The organism is Luteococcus sp. (assembly GCF_043424415.1).
Lineage (GTDB): Bacteria > Actinomycetota > Actinomycetes > Propionibacteriales > Propionibacteriaceae > Luteococcus.
Window position 1 is genome coordinate 1 of sequence record NZ_JBHWOO010000233.1, and the last position, 19,039, is coordinate 19,039.

Annotated in this window: 18 protein-coding genes; 7 read left to right on the forward strand and 11 right to left on the reverse strand. The window is 63.8% G+C overall.

The window, feature by feature from the left end; all coding sequences use genetic code 11:
* Positions 1 to 586, forward strand: a 586-nt coding sequence (locus ACHFFZ_RS13390; protein WP_394277101.1) for a hypothetical protein, incomplete at its 5' end; no start/stop codon positions are given.
* Between the two features lie 32 nt (positions 587 to 618).
* Here the strand turns inward: ACHFFZ_RS13390 and ppgK are convergent.
* The 9 genes from ppgK to ACHFFZ_RS13435 all read right to left on the reverse strand — a co-directional run bounded on the left by ppgK (position 619) and on the right by ACHFFZ_RS13435 (position 10,189).
* Entirely contained in the window at positions 619 to 1,371 is a 753-nt protein-coding gene (gene ppgK / locus ACHFFZ_RS13395; RefSeq protein WP_394277102.1) for a polyphosphate--glucose phosphotransferase, read from the reverse strand.
* 223 nt (positions 1,372 to 1,594) lie between these two features.
* On the reverse strand, positions 1,595 to 2,716 hold the full coding sequence (locus tag ACHFFZ_RS13400; protein ID WP_394277103.1) for a glycosyltransferase family 2 protein: 1,122 nt from the start codon (positions 2,714 to 2,716) through the stop codon (positions 1,595 to 1,597).
* A gap of 186 nt (positions 2,717 to 2,902) precedes the next feature.
* Positions 2,903 to 3,703 carry a hypothetical protein gene (locus ACHFFZ_RS13405; RefSeq protein ID WP_394277104.1) on the reverse strand — a complete coding sequence of 267 codons (801 nt, stop codon included), beginning with the start codon at positions 3,701 to 3,703 and terminating at the stop codon, positions 2,903 to 2,905.
* Positions 3,700 to 4,812 carry a non-hydrolyzing UDP-N-acetylglucosamine 2-epimerase gene (gene wecB / locus ACHFFZ_RS13410; RefSeq protein WP_394277105.1) on the reverse strand — a complete coding sequence of 371 codons (1,113 nt, stop codon included), beginning with the start codon at positions 4,810 to 4,812 and terminating at the stop codon, positions 3,700 to 3,702. Before wecB ends, ACHFFZ_RS13405 begins: the two co-directional genes overlap by 4 nt.
* Positions 4,813 to 4,820: 8 nt before the next feature.
* Positions 4,821 to 5,855, reverse strand: coding sequence for a polysaccharide deacetylase family protein (locus tag ACHFFZ_RS13415; RefSeq protein WP_394277106.1), 1,035 nt, complete (start codon positions 5,853 to 5,855; stop codon positions 4,821 to 4,823).
* The gene (locus ACHFFZ_RS13420) at positions 5,855 to 7,162 is read right to left on the reverse strand and encodes an FAD-dependent oxidoreductase (RefSeq protein ID WP_394277107.1); all 1,308 of its coding nucleotides are present in this window, start codon (positions 7,160 to 7,162) and stop codon (positions 5,855 to 5,857) included. Before ACHFFZ_RS13420 ends, ACHFFZ_RS13415 begins: the two co-directional genes overlap by 1 nt.
* Positions 7,163 to 7,262: 100 nt before the next feature.
* Positions 7,263 to 8,219, reverse strand: coding sequence for a glycosyltransferase family 2 protein (locus ACHFFZ_RS13425; protein ID WP_394277118.1), 957 nt, complete (start codon positions 8,217 to 8,219; stop codon positions 7,263 to 7,265).
* Positions 8,101 to 9,486 carry a lipopolysaccharide biosynthesis protein gene (locus ACHFFZ_RS13430; protein WP_394277108.1) on the reverse strand — a complete coding sequence of 462 codons (1,386 nt, stop codon included), beginning with the start codon at positions 9,484 to 9,486 and terminating at the stop codon, positions 8,101 to 8,103. The genes ACHFFZ_RS13425 and ACHFFZ_RS13430 overlap by 119 nt, the downstream gene beginning before the upstream one ends.
* Before the next feature lie 28 nt (positions 9,487 to 9,514).
* Complete coding sequence (locus ACHFFZ_RS13435; RefSeq protein WP_394277109.1) at positions 9,515 to 10,189, reverse strand: YveK family protein; 675 nt, start codon at positions 10,187 to 10,189, stop codon at positions 9,515 to 9,517.
* 158 nt (positions 10,190 to 10,347) lie between these two features.
* On the opposite strand from ACHFFZ_RS13435, the gene ACHFFZ_RS13440 reads away from it, so the two are divergent.
* From ACHFFZ_RS13440 to ACHFFZ_RS13450, 3 genes are read left to right on the forward strand one after another with little or no spacing between them, the layout of a single operon-like run.
* Positions 10,348 to 11,706 (forward strand): O-antigen ligase family protein, encoded by a 1,359-nt coding sequence (locus tag ACHFFZ_RS13440; RefSeq protein WP_394277110.1) that lies wholly within the window; start codon positions 10,348 to 10,350, stop codon positions 11,704 to 11,706.
* A gap of 29 nt (positions 11,707 to 11,735) precedes the next feature.
* Complete coding sequence (locus ACHFFZ_RS13445; protein ID WP_394277111.1) at positions 11,736 to 12,848, forward strand: glycosyltransferase family 4 protein; 1,113 nt, start codon at positions 11,736 to 11,738, stop codon at positions 12,846 to 12,848.
* 32 nt (positions 12,849 to 12,880) lie between these two features.
* On the forward strand, positions 12,881 to 13,795 hold the full coding sequence (locus ACHFFZ_RS13450) for a glycosyltransferase family 2 protein (RefSeq protein WP_394277112.1): 915 nt from the start codon (positions 12,881 to 12,883) through the stop codon (positions 13,793 to 13,795).
* Here the strand turns inward: ACHFFZ_RS13450 and ACHFFZ_RS13455 are convergent.
* Positions 13,776 to 14,894: a glycosyltransferase family 87 protein gene (locus tag ACHFFZ_RS13455; protein ID WP_394277113.1), complete on the reverse strand. Its 1,119-nt coding sequence runs from the start codon at positions 14,892 to 14,894 to the stop codon at positions 13,776 to 13,778. The two genes, ACHFFZ_RS13450 and ACHFFZ_RS13455, sit on opposite strands and share 20 nt — an antisense overlap.
* A gap of 434 nt (positions 14,895 to 15,328) precedes the next feature.
* Here ACHFFZ_RS13455 and ACHFFZ_RS13460 point away from each other — a divergent pair, with 434 nt between their 5' ends.
* Entirely contained in the window at positions 15,329 to 16,036 is a 708-nt protein-coding gene (locus tag ACHFFZ_RS13460; protein WP_394277114.1) for a WecB/TagA/CpsF family glycosyltransferase, read from the forward strand.
* Entirely contained in the window at positions 16,033 to 17,181 is a 1,149-nt protein-coding gene (locus tag ACHFFZ_RS13465) for a glycosyltransferase family 4 protein (protein WP_394277115.1), read from the forward strand. Before ACHFFZ_RS13460 ends, ACHFFZ_RS13465 begins: the two co-directional genes overlap by 4 nt.
* 35 nt (positions 17,182 to 17,216) lie before the next feature.
* On the opposite strand, the gene ACHFFZ_RS13470 is transcribed toward ACHFFZ_RS13465, so the two are convergent.
* Positions 17,217 to 18,431: a glycosyl hydrolase family 28-related protein gene (locus ACHFFZ_RS13470; RefSeq protein WP_394277116.1), complete on the reverse strand. Its 1,215-nt coding sequence runs from the start codon at positions 18,429 to 18,431 to the stop codon at positions 17,217 to 17,219.
* Between the two features lie 361 nt (positions 18,432 to 18,792).
* Here ACHFFZ_RS13470 and ACHFFZ_RS13475 point away from each other — a divergent pair.
* Positions 18,793 to 19,039, forward strand: a 247-nt coding sequence (locus ACHFFZ_RS13475; RefSeq protein ID WP_394277117.1) for a GDP-mannose 4,6-dehydratase, incomplete at its 3' end; no start/stop codon positions are given.

Below are 19,039 nucleotides of genomic sequence, written 5' to 3' on the forward strand. Positions count from 1 at the left end.
TGCTATGAGCGATGCCCAGCCGCAGTCCCGGCGAAGGCCCCCGGAGCACGTGCTGGCACGCGTGGTGACCGGGACGGTCGTGCTGCTGGTGGGCCTGGTCATGGTCTTCGCCTGGCGGGTGGTCTACCGGCCGCACCTGGACCAGATGCCCGTCGAGCCGGTCGACGCGCTGCTGGTGCTCGGGCCGCTCGAACCATGGCGGATCGAGATGGCCGACCAGCTCATGGCCGAGGGCAGGGCGAGGAACCTGGTCCTGTCCACCCCTACGCTCCCGCAGGACCTGCAGTACTGCCGCTCGGATGCCCCCTGGCCCATCCACTGTTTCGCGCCCGATCCTGCGACGACGCGTGGCGAGGCGATGGGCCTGAAGAGGTTGATGGCCGAGAACGACTGGACGACGGCCGCGGTCCTGACCATTGACTTCCACGCTCCGCGCTCCCGCTTCATCTTCGAGCGCTGCCTGGGCACGCTGGTGCCGGTGGTGGGGCGCCACGTCTCATCGTGGGATGACCAGCGTCCCTACATGGTGGCCTACCAGCTGGGCGGCTACCTGAAGGAGATCCGGCTGGGTCGCTGCGAGGCCTGAGCCTGGCAGCGACCGGCAGCAGGGGCGTCGGTTCAGGCGCGGTCGGCGGCCATCCGGGCGGCGCCGATGATCCCTGCGCTGTTGAGCAGCGCGGCGGGCACGATCGGGGTCTCCAGGTCGAGCAGCGGCAGGAACTTCTCGTGCTTCTTGCTCACGCCGCCGCCGACCACGAACAGGTCTGGCCAGAACAGCATCTGCATCGTCTCGTAGTAGCGCTGCAGGCGCACCGCCCACTCCTTGTAGGAGAGGTCCTCGCGCTCCTTGGCGCTCTTGGCGGCGCGGCTCTCGGCGTCGTGGCCGTCGACCTCGATGTGGCCCAGCTCGGTGTTGGGCAGCAGCACGCCGTCGTTGATCACGGCGGTGCCGATGCCGGTGCCCAGGGTGGTCAGGATGACCACGCCCTCGGTGTCCTTGGCGGCGCCGTAGTGGACCTCGGCGATGCCGGCGGCATCGGCGTCGTTGACGACGGTGACCGGGCGGCCGAGGCGCTCGGAGAAGAAGGCCTCTGCCTCCAGCCCCTTCCAGTCAGCGTGCAGGTTGGCGATCATCGGGATCCGGCCGTGGCGCACGGGTGCCGGGACGGTGATTCCGATGGGGGTGTCCTTGCCGATCTGGTCGGCGAAGTGCTCGACGATCTCGGCGACCACCGTGGCGACGGCCTCGGGCGTCGACTCCTCGGGGGTCTCGATCCGGAAGCGTTCAGCGGCGAACTCGCCCTTGTCGAGGTCGACAGGAGCGCCCTTGACGCCGGATCCGCCGATGTCGATTCCTAGAACAATGCTCATTGGACCAGCCTAGACGGTTTGGGTGGGACTGATCCCAGGGTCATCCACACCCACGCCCGTCATGAACTCGGGACCGCTGTTTGCTGGCAAGCGCCGGCCGCTTCCCGCCACCAGTGGAGGATCGGTGGGCTGGAGCTTCACGCCGGTGAGCCGGGCCATCGTCCCCAGGCGGCTCACCTGCGTCGTGTGCTGCCCTCATTGGGTTCAATCAGCCCAAGGCCCCTCAGTGCTGGTGCTGCAGCTCGTCCTGGCGGGCGGTGGAGGCCAGCCGCCAGGCGTCTTCGTCGAAGCGCTCGGCCGCGGCCGTCTTGGGGCAGTACTCCACTGAGGGCGTGCGGATCGGCTCCACGGGGCTGACGGCCTTGAGGCCGAAGCCGAGGTTGTAGAGCTCCTCGAAGTAGCGCTTGGACTGCAGGGTCATCATCGACTGCACCAGCAGCACGAAGAAGAGCACGGCCGAGGCGGTGGCGATGCCGTGCCAGCCCAGGTGGCCGGTCATGGTGAGCACAAAGGCCACCAGCCCGAAGAACAGTGCCGGGGCCAGCGGCAGCCAGAACGGCCGCCACAGGTAGGCATTGATGAGCTGGCGGTAGGTGGTCATCTTGCTGGTGGTGCTGGTCAGCGCCGAGCGCGAGACGCGCTGGTCCAGCCCGGCCCAGCTCAGGGTGGCCGGGATCTCCACGATGCGGGCGCGCAGGATCTGGGCCTTGTAGAGGATCTCGACCATGATGTCGGGGCCCTCGGCCTTGAGCGAGAGCGAGCGGATGAAGGGGCCGTCATAGGCCCGCACCATGCCGGTCAGCGTGCGGATGTCATGGTAGGAGGCCTTGGACAGGATCGCATTGGCGGCCTGGCTGCGCACCGCCAGCGGCTTGGGCACCTGCACCGAGGCGCCTCCCTCCATGTAGGGGGAGGCGATGACCACGTGCGGGTGGCTCTCGGCCCAGGTGTCGATCAGGCGGCTGATGTCCTCGACGGAGTAGCTGAGGTCGCAGTCGACGGCCAGCACGACGTCGCCGGTGGAGGCCTGAATTCCGGTGCGCATGCCCGCTCCGAGGCCGGCATTGCGACGGTGCGAGAGGATGCGCACCGTGGTCTCCAGGGGCTCTGCCGCCTTGGTGGCGACGGCGAGGGTGTCGTCGTCGGAGCCGTCGTTGACGACGATGATCTCCCACTCGAAGTCGCTCTTGGCGCGGGCCAGTTCGTCGAGCGCCACGAGCGTGCGGGCGATGGTGTCCGCCTCGCGGAAGGCCGGCACGATGAAGGTGCCGGTCGGGCCGTGGTGCTGTGCGCCGGTGCCCTGCACATTGCGCTGGTCTGCATCATGATTCTGGATGGTGCTCATCCTTGTTTCCCCCTGTCGGCCCCCCGGACTTTCATTGTTCACGCTATCCGCCGAGTGGGTCGTCGTGGCCCTGAAGCTGCTTGTCAGCTAGCTTTTTCATCAATCACTCAGGTGGCCGGCCCCGTCGCGAGGCTGGTGGAGCCACCACCTTCCAAGTGGGCAAGGGAAAGCGCCTGTTCGACCGGTTCATCCCACTGGCGGGTCGCGGCGCAGTAGCCCTGAGGTTCCGACGAGCGTCAGCGCCAGCCCGGCCAGCGCCAGCAGACCCGTGTGCGGGCGCGGGTGCTCCCCGAGCAGGGTCAAGCCTGCGATCGTGGGCACCAGCGTCTCGGCCAGGTACATCGGGCCCAGCACGGTGGTCGCCTCGGAGCGTGCCAGGCCGCGGGTCATGTGCACCTGGCCCAGCACGATGCCGGCGCCGGTGAGCAGGCCCACGGCCCAGGTGGATGCGGGCAGCTGCCAGAAGATCCACAAGGGGTGGGCGACGTCGCCGATCACCAGGCGCGCACCGATCGCGCCGAAGCTGAAGCCGAGCCCCGCCGCCAAACCCATCAACAGGGGTGGCAGGCGCACGGCCAGGGCCGCCAGGCAGATGGCGGCACAGACCGCCATCAGCACGATGTGGGCGGGGCGGATCGCAACGGCAGGGCCGGGCAGGGTCGAGGTGCTCAGCAGGCCCAGCCCCACCAGCAGGCCCAGGATCGCGGCGACCTCGCCGCCGCGCAGGCGGCGCACCCCGCTGGCGTGCTGCAGGGCCGCGGTCACGCCCAATCCCGCGGCAGAGCAGGCCTGGACGACCATCAGCGGCAGGCTGCGCCGGGCCAGCAGGGTGAAGCCGAAACCGGCGGCCTGCAGCACCGTGCCCAGCCACCACGAGCGAGATCGCAGGGCGCCGCCCTCCTCGCGGGAGCCGGCATGCAGCCGGGCCCCCGCGATGCCGTAGGCGAGCACGCCCAGCAGCAGGGCGACGATGCTGGCAACGATCATGCCGCGTGGTGCGCCGGCCAGCGGCGGTTGATCTCGGCGACGATGGCCTGGCTCACCTCGTCGGTGCGATAGGGGAAGTCTCGGGTGGCGAGCTGTTCGCGCCAGCCGGCCGAGACGTCCCAGGCCTGCACCATGGTGGTCACCGGGTCCTCGTCACCCAGGAGGCGGCACCAGCCGTCGAGCAACTCGGGGCGCTCGGTGGAGTCGCGCACCACCAGCAGCGGGCGACGGAACAGGCAGGCCTCCTCCTGCACGCCGCCGGAGTCGCTGATGATCAGCCCAGCGGTCTGCTCCAGCGCCATGAACTCCTTGGGCGGCAGCGGCTCGACGACCGTGATCGACCCCAGCGACTGCTCCAGGCCCCAGGCGGCGATGTTCTTGCGCGTGTGCGGGTGCAGCGGCAGCAGGACCGTGGTGCGTTCGGCGACGGCGGCCAGGCCCTCCAACAGGCGGGTGAGCTTCTCCCGGTCGTCGACGGTGCCGGCGCGGTGGATGGTGGACAGGACGAACAGGTCGCGCTCCACCCCGTGCCGGCGCAGGATCGCCTCGGTCTCGTCCTCGTCCACCCGCAGCACCGACAGCGCGTCGGCCAGCGTGTTGCCGGTGACGGCCATGCGGGAGTCGTCGACGCCCTCGCTGCGCAGCTGCTCGGCATTGCTCTCGACCGGGGCGCAGCACAGCTCGGCCACCTGGTCCACCAAGATGCGGTTGACCTCCTCCGGCATGCTGCGGTCGTGGCTGCGCAGCCCGGCCTCCACGTGCACGACGGGGATGCCCAGCATGTTCGCGGCCAGGGCGCCGGCCAGGGTGGAGTTGGTGTCACCCTGCACCACCACGGCCTGGGCAGGATGCTCCAGCAGGTAACCGGTGAGCTCTTGCACCGCCAGCCCCACCTGCTCGCCGCGGGTGCGGCCGCCGATGGAGATGTGGTCGCTCACGCTCACCCCAGCCAAGTCGCCCAGCACCCGGCCCCACATGTTCTCGTCATAGTGCTGGCCGGTGTGGATCACTGCGGCATCGTCGCCCAGGGCGCGGATGATGCCCGCCAGCTTGATGGCCTCGGGACGGGTGCCCAGCACCACCAGGACCTTCTCGTCGTTGTGGCTCACGTCACGCCTCAGTTCTGGGCGCGGGCGGGACGCACCTCGCGGCCGCGCGCGAGCACGTCGATGCCGCGCTCGCGCACCGGGATGCCCTTGACGCTCTCAGCGTGCTCGGCGAGGCTCACCAGCCGGTACTGGCGCGAGAAGGCGTCCAGGATGAAGTCGAGCATCTCCTGCTTCTTGCCCAGCGGCATGTTCATGCCGGGGAAGAATTCCAGGCCGGGCGCGTCGGAGCCGTCGAGCAGGTCGAGCGGGTGCAGCAGCAGGCTCGGCTGGGTGCCGGTGGCGCGGCAGAAGGCCAGGGCGGCGGTGATGTAGGCCTTGGCCAGCGGCACCGAGTAGCCCGACAGGTAGATGACATAGCTGGCGTGGATCGGCACCCGCAGCAGCGGGAAGACGGTCACCGGCAGTTCGGTGAGCTGCACCGCGGGCTGGGCATTCTCGCCGGTGCCGCAGCAGGGCGCCTTCCAGGTGAAGGGCTTGTTGGGCAGGGCTGCATCCCACAGCGAACCGAACAGGGCCTTGCGGTCCTCGCGCTCGCTCTTGGTGAGGTCCTTGTTGGTGCGCAGGTAGTACTGGCGGGCCAGCGGGCCGATCCAGGTGGCCAGCACCGAGCAGTCGTAGTCGTAGTCGAGCTCCACCAGGGCCCGCATCAGGTCGGGGCTCATCGCGAAGCCGGGCGCGCGGAAGCCGCGCGGCTTCGGCGCGCCGGCGGCCTGGAGGGCGTCCTCGGTGCGCCTGAGCTCGTCGCGCAGCTGGGTGGGGGAGTACAGGTGCAGCCACGGCTCGTGCTCATAGCTGTGCGAGCCGATCTCGCACCCCATCTGGACCATGCGCTGCACGAAATCGGGGCCGTCGGCCGCCGCGGCGTCGGCACCGACGACGAAGACCGAGGGCGTGATCTGGTGCTGCGTGAAGCAGGCCTCCATCCGCTCGCCCAGCACGGGCAGGTAGCTGGGGCGCTCCACCCAGTCGGCATCGCCGTGGGTGCGCTTGTAGCTCCAGAAATTGTCGGCATCCAGTCCGACGCTGGCCAGTGGCTTGCTCATCAGTTCTTCTCCCCGATCGTCTCGGCCAGGGCCTGGTCGGCCATGGCCAGGGAACCCTCGACGTTCAGGGTCCCGGTGGTGTTCTGTGCCGTGCCGACGACGTGGACGCCCGGCACGGAGGTGGTGAAGGGCAACGGTTCGCCCGAGCCGGGCAGCGGCAGCGGAACGACGTGGCGGGCCCGGTTGATGCTGTGCGCCACGGGCGTGATCGTCTGGCCCGGGAAGCAGGAGCGCAGCGCGTCGAGCAGCCGCCGGCCCACCTCGTCGTCGTCCAGATCGAACCACTCGTCGTCGCTGGCGCAGTAGTGCGGCAGGTAGACCAGCTTCGCGCCGCCGGTGGCGTCCTCGGCCATCAGCGCATGCATGCCGATGACGCCGGTCAGGCCGACGTCATCGGTGAGGTAGGTGATGTAGGAGTCGTTGGGGGCCTGTTCCAGCAGGAAGGTGCCGCAGACCACGCCCAGGTAGGGGGCGGCGGTGAGCTGCTGCTTCTCGGTCTGGGTCAACTGCGGCACCAGCTGGGCCGTGACCGGCCCCGGCGTGGTGACGAAGACCCGGTCGCCGTGCAGCATCGTGCCGTCGTCGAGGGTGACGTCGACCCCGTCGTGCTCGTGGTGGATGGCGGTGGCGCTGACGCCGGTGCGCACGGTGCCGCCGCGGGCCTCCAGGTCCTCGAGCATGGCGGCGAAGACGGGTGCGTAGCCGTGCGGCAGCACGCCGAAACGGTCACCGGCGCCCTTGAGCCGGGCCTGCACGAGGCGACGGAAGGTGCTCACCATGAAGCCGGCCGAGACCTGGTTGGCCTGGGTTCCGAGCTTGGCGCGCAGGATCGGCCACCAGAAGGCCTCCAGCGCGGAGCGCCCGGCGGTGCGGCCGAGCCAGCTGACGGCCGTCATCCGGTTGGCCAGCGGCATCGGCAGTGCGAGCGATGCGGCGATCGAGGCGCCGATGCGCGCCCGGTCGGTGGCCTTGAGCATCGGCAGCGTCGCCATCTCCACCAGGCTGGTGGCCGGGTAGCGGGTGCCGTGGTTGATGATCTCGGCCGGGGCGCTGGTCCAGCGGACCTGGTCTTTGAGGCCCAGCTCGTCGAGCAGGGCCAGGACCTTCTCGTCCGACTCCATGATCACGTGGTAGAAGCGATCCACGTCGAAGGTCTGGCCGTTGACGGTGAACTGTTCGGTGGCCGTCAACCCGCCCACGGTGGGATTGCGGTCCACGAGCGTCACCGTGTGGCCGCGCTTGGCGCCCTCGAGGGCCAGGTAGGCGCCCGTTGCGCCACCCCCGACCACGTTCCAGTTCTCGGCCATTCGTTTCCCCCAAACATGGTGACTTCGGCTTCGAGGCTAGGCGATGAACGGGGTCAGACTGTCACTGCGGTGCTCTGGCTAGGGGGTTTCCGGTGATCTTTCAAAAACTCTGCAGGGTTGATGATCGCGGTTGGCGCCTGAGTGCCATCAGGGCCTGCAACCGCCCAACGCCGCCCCACAGGACGTTGAAGTCCTGGGGCCACAGGCGCCGCCGAAGGCAGGCAGTCCCCAGGCCAAGTCCCAAACCAGCCAAACAGCGAGCCGTCGCTGAAACCATCCAAGGGATGATCTGGTGTGGTGCCACGGTGCGAAGCTCCAAAGTGCCGATGGCATGGCCGTTCACTACTTCGCGCTGAATGAACCAGCGGCGAGTCATTCGAGCAGTCGAGAACAGTTCATCCACGGTCGCCTCCGCCGTGCACCAAAAAGTGGTTCCATGGGCCCGAAGCTCGGCGAACAGTGCGGTGTCCTCACCGCCCATGTCGAAAGAGGCATCGAAGCGGGGCCAGCCAGCGTCTTCCATCGCGGAGCGGGGCACCAGGGTGTTGCCCGCCCCGACCGTGGGCAGCTCTCCTTCGGGTCGCCCCTGGCTCCATTGTTGGAGCAATTCACGCAAGGCCGGATCACTGGTGGGTGTGGAGGTGTAGTCGACCATCCCTGCCACGACGCTTCCCGGGTGTCTGTCCCGGTGGGAGACCAAGCCTTCCAGCCAACCCTCGCGCACCGTTTGGTCATCGTCCAAGAAAATGAGGTCGCTGTAGGTGCCCGCAGCGAACCGGTCCAGGATGGTATTCCTTGCCGCGGTCAACCCCGGCGCGACATTCAGGACACTGACTCGCATGCCGGGGAAGTCCCCAATGGGCATGGGAGAGTCCCCATTGTCGACGACCAAGATATCCACGCGATCGCCTACATGACGGCGCAGCGATTCCAGGCACTCACTGAGCTGCTCGACGCGGTCGCGTGAGGGGATCCCCACAAGAATCTCGGTATCCGTCCTCAAGCCTGGGGTCGGCGACGGCGCTTGCTCTCCGTGGCTTGCCAGCCTTGGCGGCACAGTGTCCATCCTGCTCGGTCGAGGTGGCTGACTGGGGTTGAGTGGATCGGCTGGTGACAAACTCACGGAACACGCTCCTAGCGACGGCGAGTGAGCTGACTAGCTGTAGGCCATTGATGATGAGGACTGCGATGGCGGCGCCCGTGGCGGCCCAGAGGTGCGCTCCCAGTGGGACCAGGACCACGAACAAGGCTGCCAGAGCACCACCTTGGAGGCCAACGAAGCGCTCGCGACCAGCGGCTTGGATCACCGCGGTGATGTAGTTGGCAGCCATCAGGGCAGCCGTGGCGGCCAGCATTGCGCGAAGGGGTCCGACGGTTGGCAGGTAGCTCTCCCCGAGGATGACTTTCACCAACCGTGGAAGGTAGACGCTCACAACGGCAAAACCTACTGACATGGCGAGCACGACGGCCGCCATCACCTTGGTAAACTTGAGAACCCGATCCTTCTCGCCGCGTCGAACATAGGGCACCACGACAGCTGTCAGGGAAGTGTCGAACAGGCGCAAGGGCCCTACGAGGCGTGCAGGAACGGCATAAAAGGCCGCTTGGGTCGCATTGGCTGCCCAGCCGACCAGAGCAGTGTCCAATTGACGCACCTGCCAGCTTGCTGACGAGAGCAGGAAGTGACGTGACTTGGACAAGATGGAACGCCAATCCTTGGGGATCCCGATGTTCTTGAGGATGTCGAGATGGACCAGCACCCACAGGACAGCTGTGAGTGTCGATGCGATGGTCGTCAACAGGTACACGACCAACACTGGATATCCATTGACATGGCTAGCCGAGGCAGCCAGCATGGCCACAAGCACGGGGAGTCGACTTACCAAGATGGTGCGGACTTGTACCTGTGCATGGCCGGCGGCCAATGCCAGCGCCAAGGTGCAGGCCTGTTGGATCTCAACGAAAACTTGCCAGGGAATCAATGCCTTGACTGCGCCGTGGGTCGTGAACAGGGCAAGACCCACGCAAGCAACTGTCGCCGTCACGCCAGCCAAGCAGGCCTGCAGCCAATAGGCTCTGCGACCCCAATCCCGTAATTCTGGGACGGCGAATTCGCGTCCGACGAGGGCTTGGACTCCGAGGTCCGACAGACCAATTACCACAAGCAAGTAGGAATAGGTTTTGGAATAGGAACCGAAAGGAGCTGGGGTGGCGAGTCGGGCCAGCAGCACGAACGTGAGCATCTGCACGGCCATGCCGACAACTCTAGCTGTCAACACCAGTGCCAAATCGGATCGAAGCCAAGTGGGAAGCCTAGAAATCATTGGAGTCTGCCATTGGTAGCGGCTTCCCTCACTGCTTGTCGGCGGTAGTGGTCGCGACCCCCGATTCGATCGAGTCTCGGTCTCGAATGGATGCGGGGTGACGTTCGCGGGTCATGTGCAAGGCGGCGGCCAGAAGGCAACCAGTGGTCAAGCCGCCCAAGATGCCCACAAGGAGGTTGATCTTCATACTGGGAGATGAGGGCGTCGCGGGTGGGGCACTGTCCGAAATCACGTTGGATGCGATCATGATCTTGCCGCCATCCGTCTTGGGAATCGTCTTGCCGACCGTTCCCGACAGATGACGCGCAACCGCTTGGGCTGTCTTCCATGCCTCGTCGGGTTCGGCGGCGGTGACGGTGAGCGTCAGGACGGTCAGTTGCTCGGGAGCTTCTACTTCGATCCGCTCCGCAAGGTCCGACGCTGACGAATCAAGACCCAACTCTGTAACCACGGGTTCGAGGACCGTCGGAGAGACAACCAATTTTGCCCATGATTGGAGCTGGTACTGGGTGTAGACAGTGCCCTCGTTCAGCTGGGTCACGTTATCTGCTGCACTGACGTAGAAGAAGACGGAACTCGAAGACTGAAATTTGGCTGGAGTTCTTGCGGTGATCACTCCAGCAAGGCCGCCCAGGAGTACCGTGCACAGAGCGATGATCCACCAGTAGCGACGAAAGGCCTTGAGCCATTCGGAGAACACCATCTGTCTCCACCTCTCCCTTGGAATAGGACCGGGGGCATCGGGCCACGGTCGAGTAGAGGGTATCAGTGGGATCCGGCCAGGTCGGGGCTCAACTGGAACAGGCTACTGTGAGGGCAGTGCCCAATCGGCAGGACTGCGCAACACACAGGAGGTGGCGCATGGAGTCGGAACACGGCGCGTCGACGCACCGGCGACTCTATGTCCGGCTTGGTCAGGGGATGCTCTGGGGTTCGGCCCTGATCATGCTTGTGACAGCCTTGATCGAGCCGCCCACGACTGGGCCAGAACTGGGGGGGCCATCAGAGCTCAGTTCCGTTGCGACTCGTCTGTTCCAGCTCATCGCCTTGGGCTGCGCCGCTTTGGTCATGATGCGGGGCACGGACGGGCATCGTGGGCCGTATTGGGTGGAGACGCAGCTGGTCTTCGGTGCGTTGCTTGTCTGGAGTTTCACCAGGTTGTTGGCAGATCTTCAGGCTGGGCAGCGACATGTGTCGCTGTACATGGCAATTTTCGTCATCCTTGGCTTCGCGCTGGTGGTATATGCGCATGGGGTGACGATTGACATGCTCAGATGGCCTTTGCGGATCTATACCGTTTTGAGCTTCGTCTTAGCTTTCATGTGGCCGGATCAGGTCCTGTGCGTGATCCCAGGCGACGAGCGTGAGCTGTTCGGGATGACACGCCTGTGTGGAGTGACGGGACAGCCGAACACCTTGGGTGAGATTGCGGGGATCTCGTTGCTTCTTGAGGTGTGTTCACGGACCAAGAGGGACAAGGCCAAGCGCATCATTTTTTCCCTGTTTGCAACCGGGAGCTTGCTGCTGTCCCAGTCGCGAACTTCTTGGATGGCGTGTCTGCTTGCGCTGGGTGTCCTGTGGGTATGGTGGCGAGGCCGAACCAAGCCAGGGAGCGTGTCCGTCATCGCTGTCGCATTCACCGCGCTCCTGTCATGGGTCTACTTGGCGATGCCACCACTGCAGAGGATGCTGTTGGGGGCGGGCGGTGACGAGGGTTTGGGAACAGTCAATGGGCGTGACCAGATCTGGGCCGCCGCGATGGCCGAGTTCTCTCGCGATCCCATGTTTGGATATGGACTGGATCTATACGATGCCGAGTTCACTGCAAAACATCTTCCCTATGGTTTGCAGATGGTTAGGGATTCACATTCACAGTTCGTTCAAACCCTCGGGGAGTCCGGACTGATTGGAATGTTTGGCTTGTTGGTGTTCATTCTTGCTTGTTTGAGCGTTGCAGTAAGGCGTTGGCGCGCGGACTCCCCTCTTCCCTTTGCGCTGCTGACATTCATGTTGCTGCGCTCTGTGACGGAGTCTGGATTGATGTTCTTGGGAGTGGGGTGGCAGTTGTGGTGTGTTCTGACCATGACCGCGACCATGGTGGTGTCAACCAACACCGATGCTCCTGCTGACGGCCAGTCTTTCGCGTATCTGTTGCGGGGCGGGCGGCCGAGAAGTCCCCATCTCGAAGTTGGTTCCGCTGACCATGTGAGATCGAAATGATGACTGACTATAGATTGCTAGGAGTGGCCATGGAGAAGAAGTTGCGGATCTTGGTTCTGACCAGTGAGTCGAGGATGATCTCCAATCGGCTGTGGGGAGCCGCTCGAGAACTTATCGACGATTTGTTGGTGGTTGGCCCTGACGACACGGACGAATCCCTTCCCGCAGGACACATCGCACTTCCCGCCACAGGGCTTAGATCGAACAAGCTCACTTTTTGGCATCTGCAGGGACTTTCAGGGGTCATCAAGGGATTCAAGCCCGATCTTATCCATGTGAACAACGAACTCTGGGGTGTGACTGTTCTGGAGGTTGCTTCTTTCGGGAGGCCATTCGTGGTCCTGGGTGCAGAGAATCTGTTCCACGGTGAAGGGGTCATTGCAAGGATTCGGATGGGTATAGCAGAGCGAATCATTCCACGGCTCGCTGGTTACGCCAGCTGGAATATCGCTGGCGTCCGACATGTCGCTGCACGTCGGGAGGCGAGTTTCCCGGAGCTCGTCTGCCCAGCGATCATTCCGCCCTCAGAGTTCGTGCCGAGCTCATGGCAACCGCATGAGGCCGGTCAGCCCAGAAAGTTGCTCCTAATCGGTCGACTGGAAGAGGAAAAGGGGTTTGACAAAGTCATTCAGGCTGTGGGGCGACTGTCGGACAAGGGGGCCTATCAGATTCATTTGTGTGGCACCGGTCCACAGGGCGAAGCCCTCCAAGCTCAGGCGGACAGCCTCGGTGTGGACCTTCGGCGTCATGGTTTTGTGTCGCCGGAAGAGGTGGCGGAGCTCATGACTCATATGACCTGCGCGGTCCAACCATCCCAGACTGTCACCAACTGGGCTGAACAATTTGGCCGGACTGTGGCGGAAGCCATGACGGTCGGGTTGCCCTGTCTCGTCTCGGACAGCGGCGAGTTGCCAAATGTGGTCAATGACCCGGAATGCGTCTTCCCTGAATCAGATGTCGTGGCTCTGTCTGAGAAGATCGATTGGCTTTGCTCCAGCGCGGAGCGGCTGACCCGCAAGTCCCTGCTGCAGGCTGCCGAGGCGAACCGGTGGGCCCCCGGGCCCGCTGCCGCAGCGATGGTGGACTTTTGGCGTCGTTGTCTGGCTCATCACCAGCAGACGTGTGGCCTTGAGACCAAGTGATTACATAGCTGACTCGAACACGAAAGGTGGCCATGTCGTACGTGAAGATCGCTGTTGTTATTCCAACAGTCCAGCGGCCAGATGCTCTGGACCGGTGTTTGACAGCCCTGGAGGGGCAGAGCTTCCCCGCCTGGCAGATCTTGGTTTGTCCGCCCAGGGAGGTTCTCCAAGACCCGGGGCTGAGGATTTCCCACCCAGCCGCCACCTTTGTTCCCAGCCCCAAGGGGGCAGCTGCGCAGCGCAATGCGGGGCTGCGCATGGTTGACCCCGAGGTGGACGTAGTGGTCTTTCTTGACGACGATTCTGTCCCCCGTGATGACCATCTTGAGGAGGTGGCGCGAATCTTTGACGAGGTGCCGGGCGTCATCGCGATCAGTGGCAAGGTGGCCCGGGACGGGGCGGCCGAGCATGTCGAGCTGAGTCCGGAGGAGATCCGTGAAGCCCTGGAGAGCAGCCGCGATCCGGAGACGCCCCTAGCTGGTGGGGACGTTGACGAGCTCTACGGCTGCAACATTGCGGTGCGCCGATCCGCGCTGGTCGAGGTTGCGCCTGATGGAAGGGTCTTTGATGAGTGCCTGCCCCTCTATTCGGCATTTGAAGACCTGGATCTTGCACGGCGGCTGGTGGCCATGGGCAGTGGACGGATCCTTTACGCACCCCGCTGCGTCGTAGTCCATCAGGGGCACCAGTCCGGCGGGCGAACCCAGCATGTTCGATATGGCTACAGCAGTGTGATGAACCTGGAGTATCTCCGACGCAAGGGTTCACTGGGCTTCAACGACGTACTGCCTCGTATTGCACGATCGGTGGCTGCCAATTCCGTCAAGGCAGTGAGAGGGGCCGACACCGTGGGCCGCCGGTCTCGGCTGCGTGGGCAGTTCTTGGCCTTCGCTGATCTCTTGCGCGGAAGAGTGACCCCGGAACGGATCACTGAACTGGGTGACTGACCTCGCCCGGCCTCGACTTCATGGTGAGCCAGAAGATCCCCAGGGCTGATGCCTCCAGACTGGATGCAGTCACAGCTGCGGCTGACAGTTTGCCGAGCCCCAACCACCCCATCGCCGGACCTGTGTCTGCAATCGGGACCGCCAACAGGGTCAGCGTGAGAAGAAGGACCAGCCTGTCTCGCGTGGACAGGCTGGAATCGGTGGAGAGCGCCCCCACCGCGGCCACCAGCCCTGGGATGAGGACTGGATAGCCGTAGGACTGGTTGGGGAGGATCACGAGCATCGCGAGTCCGCACGCCAGCAGGGACTGGTATGACAGAGGGCCAAACCGTCGGGTGGCGAGCAGGGCAAGAACGAGCAGAAGGGCGACGGAGGCCATCAGGCCGACTATTGTCAGTGCCGCGTCTGCTCCCAAGCGCTCGAGGTTACCTGCCAAGTCGACACGAGTGGAACTGGGCGAGGTCGGACCAGTGTTGACCTCGTCTCCAGCTTGGAGCGTTGACACAACGTAGCCGAGCGCGCGGGAGGGGCCGCCAGCACGCTGGCAGGCCAGGATGACAACGGGAAGGCTCAACAAGGCGCCCAGTCCCAGTGGCCGCCACAACGACTTGGCCTCACCCCTGATCAATTGCGTGGCCACGAAGGGCACAGCTACCTGGGGCTTCACGAATGCGAGCAGTGCTGCGACCGTCTGGTGCCGACGTTCGGGCGGCAGCAGCAAGGCCAGCGCGGCACCAGATGCTGTCAAGACGGCCCAGTTGCCCGATGTGATTCCCGATCGGCCTGGTCGAGAAAGGCACAGTACGGTCATGACCACAGGTAGTGCCCACGGTGCCTTGGCCAGCGCAGCCGGCCACAGGCGCGCAAGGCTCATGGTGACCATGCAGCAAAGGGCTGCTGTGGACAGTGCCAGCCAGATGGCGCACGCGAGCTCGTAGGGAAGAAGCGTCAAGGGATAGGTCACGATGCCGTACCAAGGGGTGTACACCGGCACAATCTGTGCACCCGGATACCTGTCCTTGTACGCAGCAATGTCCCATGGCATGTTCCCAGCAAGAAGATCCTTGGTGGGCAGCCACAGCGTGTCACGAAAGTCCATCCAGAACGCACCGGGGCCCCGCTGTCCGGTTGGATCCGCGGGTGCGGAAGACATCACGACGAGAAAGGTGATGTATGTGACGGCCCACGTGGCCAGACACCATGCGGCCGCCCGTCGTCTGTTGCCGTGCATCTTCCATCACCTTCGTCGCGGTTCGTGATCGCGGTATTCCGCCAGTCACCCTGGTCCGCAGGCTACCAACCTGGCGGTTGACCCCATCGTGACCTGAGGGTTTGCCTTGCCCTGAGCAAAGGATGGCGGGGTGAGACACCGTGGGTGACTATCATCCCAATGGGTGGCTGAGCCTCGGGGGGGTCTCGCGGGCCGGCTCATGGAATGAGGTATGTGTGATGCAGGCTCTGCGGAGGGCCGCGGTTGGTTCCGCGGACACACAAGTGACGCCGGTGGGGGGTGTTCCAATCCAGATCACCGACATGGCTGAGGCGGTGGACCGCGTCCTCGGTTGGGCTCGAGAGAAGCGGCCAATGCCAGTCAGGTTGGTGAATGCCTACTCGATCGCCTTGGGGAATGAGCGTGGCGACTATGGGGCGATCCTCAGAGGGGAGGGCGTGAACTTCCCTGATGGGAAGCCGGTGGCAGCAGCGGCCGGATGGTTGAGCGGCCATCGTGCGCGTCAGATCCGCGGACCGGAGCTCTTCGAGAGGGTTCTCGATGCTGGACAGACGGAGCGGGTGCGGCACTACCTCTATGGAACAACTCCGGAGACGCTTCAAAAGCTTCAGGAAACGCTCAAGCAACGGTTCCCGGATCTTGTGATCGCAGGCGCTGGTGCTCCTGATTTTGCGCCGGTCCCAGAACTCGCCTCTGATGAGGTGGCGGAGCGGATCCGCTCCACTCGTCCCGACTTGGTCTGGGTGGGGCTCGGCACGCCGAAGCAGGACTTCGTGGCAGTTGAGTTGGCTCGCAAGATCGGTGTTCCCGCGCTGGGAGTGGGGGCCGCTTTCGACTTCTCTGCGGGAACAGTGCCTGCGGCTCCCAGTTTTCTTCGTCATGTGGGTTTGGAGTGGAGTTACCGGCTGGCCAAGGAACCGCGCCGGCTCTGGCGTCGGTATCTGATCGGCAATTCGCAGTTCATTGCTCTGGTCGTTCGGGATCTGCTCGCTGCTAGGCGAATCCGATGAGAATTGCCGTTGTCCACAGCTTCTACGATCCCAAGGAACCCTCGGGTGAGAATGCAGTAGTCCTCGCACAGTTACGAGCTCTGCGAGATCGCGGTCACGAAGTGGGTCTGATTGCGCGCCACACTGGCGAGTTGAAGAAGTCTCCCGGCTACCCGGCGCGAGCAGCGCTTGCCGCCGCTGGCGTTCACGGTCCCGACCCGAGTCGAGAGCTCTCCGACTTTGCACCCGATGTGGTCCATGTGCACAACCTGTTTCCGAACTGGGGTTCGTCCTGGCTCAGAGAGTGGGGGCATCGGACGGTCGTGACCTTGCACAACCATCGCACGGTCTGCTCCAACGCACTTCTCTGGAGAGACGGGGGGGATTGCCACGAGTGTCTTGATCACTCCACTCTGGCCGCCTTGGAGCATCGGTGCTATCGAAAGAGTCGACTGGCGACGTTGCCCTTGGCGATTGCCTCACGGGACAAGGGAAGTCACAGCAGGATTCTGCATGATGTCGCTCAGGTCCTGGTGTTGAACTCCGGGGCGGGGGTGCTGTACGCGGAGCTCGCTTCTGCGCCGGTCAAAGTCCTGCCCAACTTCGTTGAACCCAGCCAGTCCCTAGGGCTCGCGCGGAGCACGGATCGGATTGTCTTTGTGGGGCGTCTGACCCATGAGAAGGGGATTCTACAGCTCATCGAGCAGTTGCCCGAGGAATATGGGTTAGACGTCTTGGGTGATGGTCCTCTCCGTCCCGATGTGGAGTCCTTGGCCGATGGTGTGCGCATTGTCTTCCATGGGCAGCAACCCCCAGGGGAGGTTCTGCATGCCATGCAGTCATCGGCCGCGCTGGTGATCCCAAGTCTGTGGAGTGAGGGAGTGCCCACGACGGCTTTGGAGGCCCTTTCGAGCGGCACCCCCGTGGTTGTTTCCAAACATGTCGCATCGGCCGAAGACCTGACCGAAGGTGGCGCTGGCGAGATCTACGATCCCGCGGAGCCAAGTCACCTTCGCAATGCCTTGGAGAAGGTTGCGGCCGCCCGGGATGGCTACTCTTCCGCAGGTCTTTCACTCCATCGTCGGCGCTTCTCTCGTGCGGCCTGGCTGCAGGAGATTGAATCTGTCTACTCAGCAGTGGCCGAGCAGGCCGAGTCAAACGGATAGTGACAGTCGGCCTGCTCGGTGGGAGAAATCCTGTCTCAGTTGTTGCTCCATGCTGCTAGACGATTGTTGTCGCGCACGTCAATGTCGATATGGGTGCGCTCAAAAGTACAGTCATGGACTGAGTTGTCATGCGTACCTGGGTAGAGGACCAGGATTGAGTTGTAGGAGCCACCCTTGAAATGGCAGTTCTTGATTTCGTTCTGCTGTGAGGTCTCGATGGTCATTGCCGTTGGGTAGGTGGTTGTGATGGTGCACCCGTCGACCACGGTGTTACTTGCATAGACCAAACGAAGGGCCTTGTCGGTGGATGAGAGGTTGCAGGCCTTGACCAAATTGTTCGAGCCAGCGATGTCGACTCTTCCAGAGCCGCTGGTTGTCACGTTGAGAATCTTGTGCCCCGCGTCCTCAGACGCGGAGACCTGGCACACGACGATTGACTTCTGTGACGCGTCGTTGATGGAGGTGCCGTCCACCGTCATGTGAATCGAGCCCGCCAGTTCCAGAGCGACTTCGCCGCCGGTGATCTCGCCGCCGTTAATGGTGGAGAATCCGGACGACCTGCGGCTTCCGTCGGACAGGAACTCGGAATCGAACGAGACGTTGATCTGGTTCGGTACCTCCCGATTTCCGATGGCTTGGCAGTTGTTGAGCACGATCCCGCTGTATCCCATTGTCACGGGCTTGTTTCCATTGCGCTGGATTGCTTCAAAGTTCATGCGACGATTCTCGAAGAATTGGCATCCATTGAACGTGAGGTTTTCATAGTGGCTCTCGTAGAAGCCTTTCTCGACGATCTTCACCCCGTTACCCACGGTGTTGTGTGAAAATTTGCACCAGTTGAAGGTGCAGTTCGTCACGCGGTTGTCATCGAACGACAGTGCTGCCAAGTGGTTTCCACCCATAAAATGGACGCCCGTCAATACAGCGCCATCGACCACGCGATCGAAGACCGAGCAGTCAGTGGCATGGATCGTCAACCAGTCGGCTGTGCAGCGCGTTGCGAACTGTACTGCGGCGAGAATTGTCGTGGCGTCCCCATCGCCACGCAGAGACTGGCCCGGGCGCAGGACGAGTCGCCCATCATGTACGTACTTTCCTGCGGGAAAGTAGACGATGTCGTAGCTGCGGAGCGCTTGGTCGATGGCTCGCGTGTCGTTCTTGGTCCCATCCCCTGCAGCGCCTAGGGCACGGACGTTGATGGCGCTCCTGCCCTCGTCGCTGCCGTGAGCCACATGGGTCTGGACAGCCATGGCTGGAAGGCTGGCAGTCACGGCCATGAGCAGGGATCGGCGTGATACATCCACTTCGGTTCCTTAAGTCTTGGGGTGGGGCCAGCGACGAGGTCGCGGGCCACGTGATCGTAACCCGAGGATTCCGTTCAGGCAATTCTCAACTATCTAAGGGGATCCCAAGAGTTTCCTGATGAATGACCTAGTCACGGCGGGTCGTCGTCCTTCTGTGGGCATGGAAGGAACCTGAGAGAATGCAAGATGGGAAATCTTCCGGTCGCCTAGTCATGCGATAGTGGATGAAGGCTCCTCGTGGAGGGGCGCGGTCCGAGGGATTGGCCTCGTGCGAGGCTGGTCCTGTCTGAGATTTTCAGGGGGAAATGTGGCCAAGAAGGCCTTCATCACTGGCATCACCGGTCAGGACGGTTCGTACCTGGCCGAATTGCTTCTCGCCAAGGGGTACGAGGTGCACGGCCTGATCCGTCGGGCCTCGACCTTCAACACCCACCGAATCGACCACATCTACGTCGATCCGCACGACGACTCGGACACCAAGCTGTCGCTGCACTACGGCGACCTGTCCGACGGTGCCCGTCTGGTCACCCTGATGGACAGCATTCGTCCAGAGC

What these genes read in the sequence shown, in the direction of transcription:
- ppgK (WP_394277102.1), bottom strand. Translation starts at nt 1,371, where the DNA reads ATGAGCATTGTTCTAGGAATCGACATCGGCGGATCCGGCGTCAAGGGC.
- ACHFFZ_RS13400 (WP_394277103.1), bottom strand. Translation starts at nt 2,716, where the DNA reads ATGAGCACCATCCAGAATCATGATGCAGACCAGCGCAATGTGCAGGGC.
- ACHFFZ_RS13405 (WP_394277104.1), bottom strand. Translation starts at nt 3,703, where the DNA reads ATGATCGTTGCCAGCATCGTCGCCCTGCTGCTGGGCGTGCTCGCCTAC.
- ACHFFZ_RS13415 (WP_394277106.1), bottom strand. Translation starts at nt 5,855, where the DNA reads ATGAGCAAGCCACTGGCCAGCGTCGGACTGGATGCCGACAATTTCTGG.
- ACHFFZ_RS13420 (WP_394277107.1), bottom strand. Translation starts at nt 7,162, where the DNA reads ATGGCCGAGAACTGGAACGTGGTCGGGGGTGGCGCAACGGGCGCCTAC.
- ACHFFZ_RS13430 (WP_394277108.1), bottom strand. Translation starts at nt 9,486, where the DNA reads ATGATTTCTAGGCTTCCCACTTGGCTTCGATCCGATTTGGCACTGGTG.
- ACHFFZ_RS13435 (WP_394277109.1), bottom strand. Translation starts at nt 10,189, where the DNA reads ATGGTGTTCTCCGAATGGCTCAAGGCCTTTCGTCGCTACTGGTGGATC.
- ACHFFZ_RS13440 (WP_394277110.1), top strand. Translation starts at nt 10,348, where the DNA reads ATGGAGTCGGAACACGGCGCGTCGACGCACCGGCGACTCTATGTCCGG.
- ACHFFZ_RS13445 (WP_394277111.1), top strand. Translation starts at nt 11,736, where the DNA reads ATGGAGAAGAAGTTGCGGATCTTGGTTCTGACCAGTGAGTCGAGGATG.
- ACHFFZ_RS13450 (WP_394277112.1), top strand. Translation starts at nt 12,881, where the DNA reads ATGTCGTACGTGAAGATCGCTGTTGTTATTCCAACAGTCCAGCGGCCA.
- ACHFFZ_RS13455 (WP_394277113.1), bottom strand. Translation starts at nt 14,894, where the DNA reads ATGGACTTTCGTGACACGCTGTGGCTGCCCACCAAGGATCTTCTTGCT.
- ACHFFZ_RS13460 (WP_394277114.1), top strand. Translation starts at nt 15,329, where the DNA reads ATGGCTGAGGCGGTGGACCGCGTCCTCGGTTGGGCTCGAGAGAAGCGG.
- ACHFFZ_RS13465 (WP_394277115.1), top strand. Translation starts at nt 16,033, where the DNA reads ATGAGAATTGCCGTTGTCCACAGCTTCTACGATCCCAAGGAACCCTCG.
- ACHFFZ_RS13470 (WP_394277116.1), bottom strand. Translation starts at nt 18,431, where the DNA reads ATGGCTGTCCAGACCCATGTGGCTCACGGCAGCGACGAGGGCAGGAGC.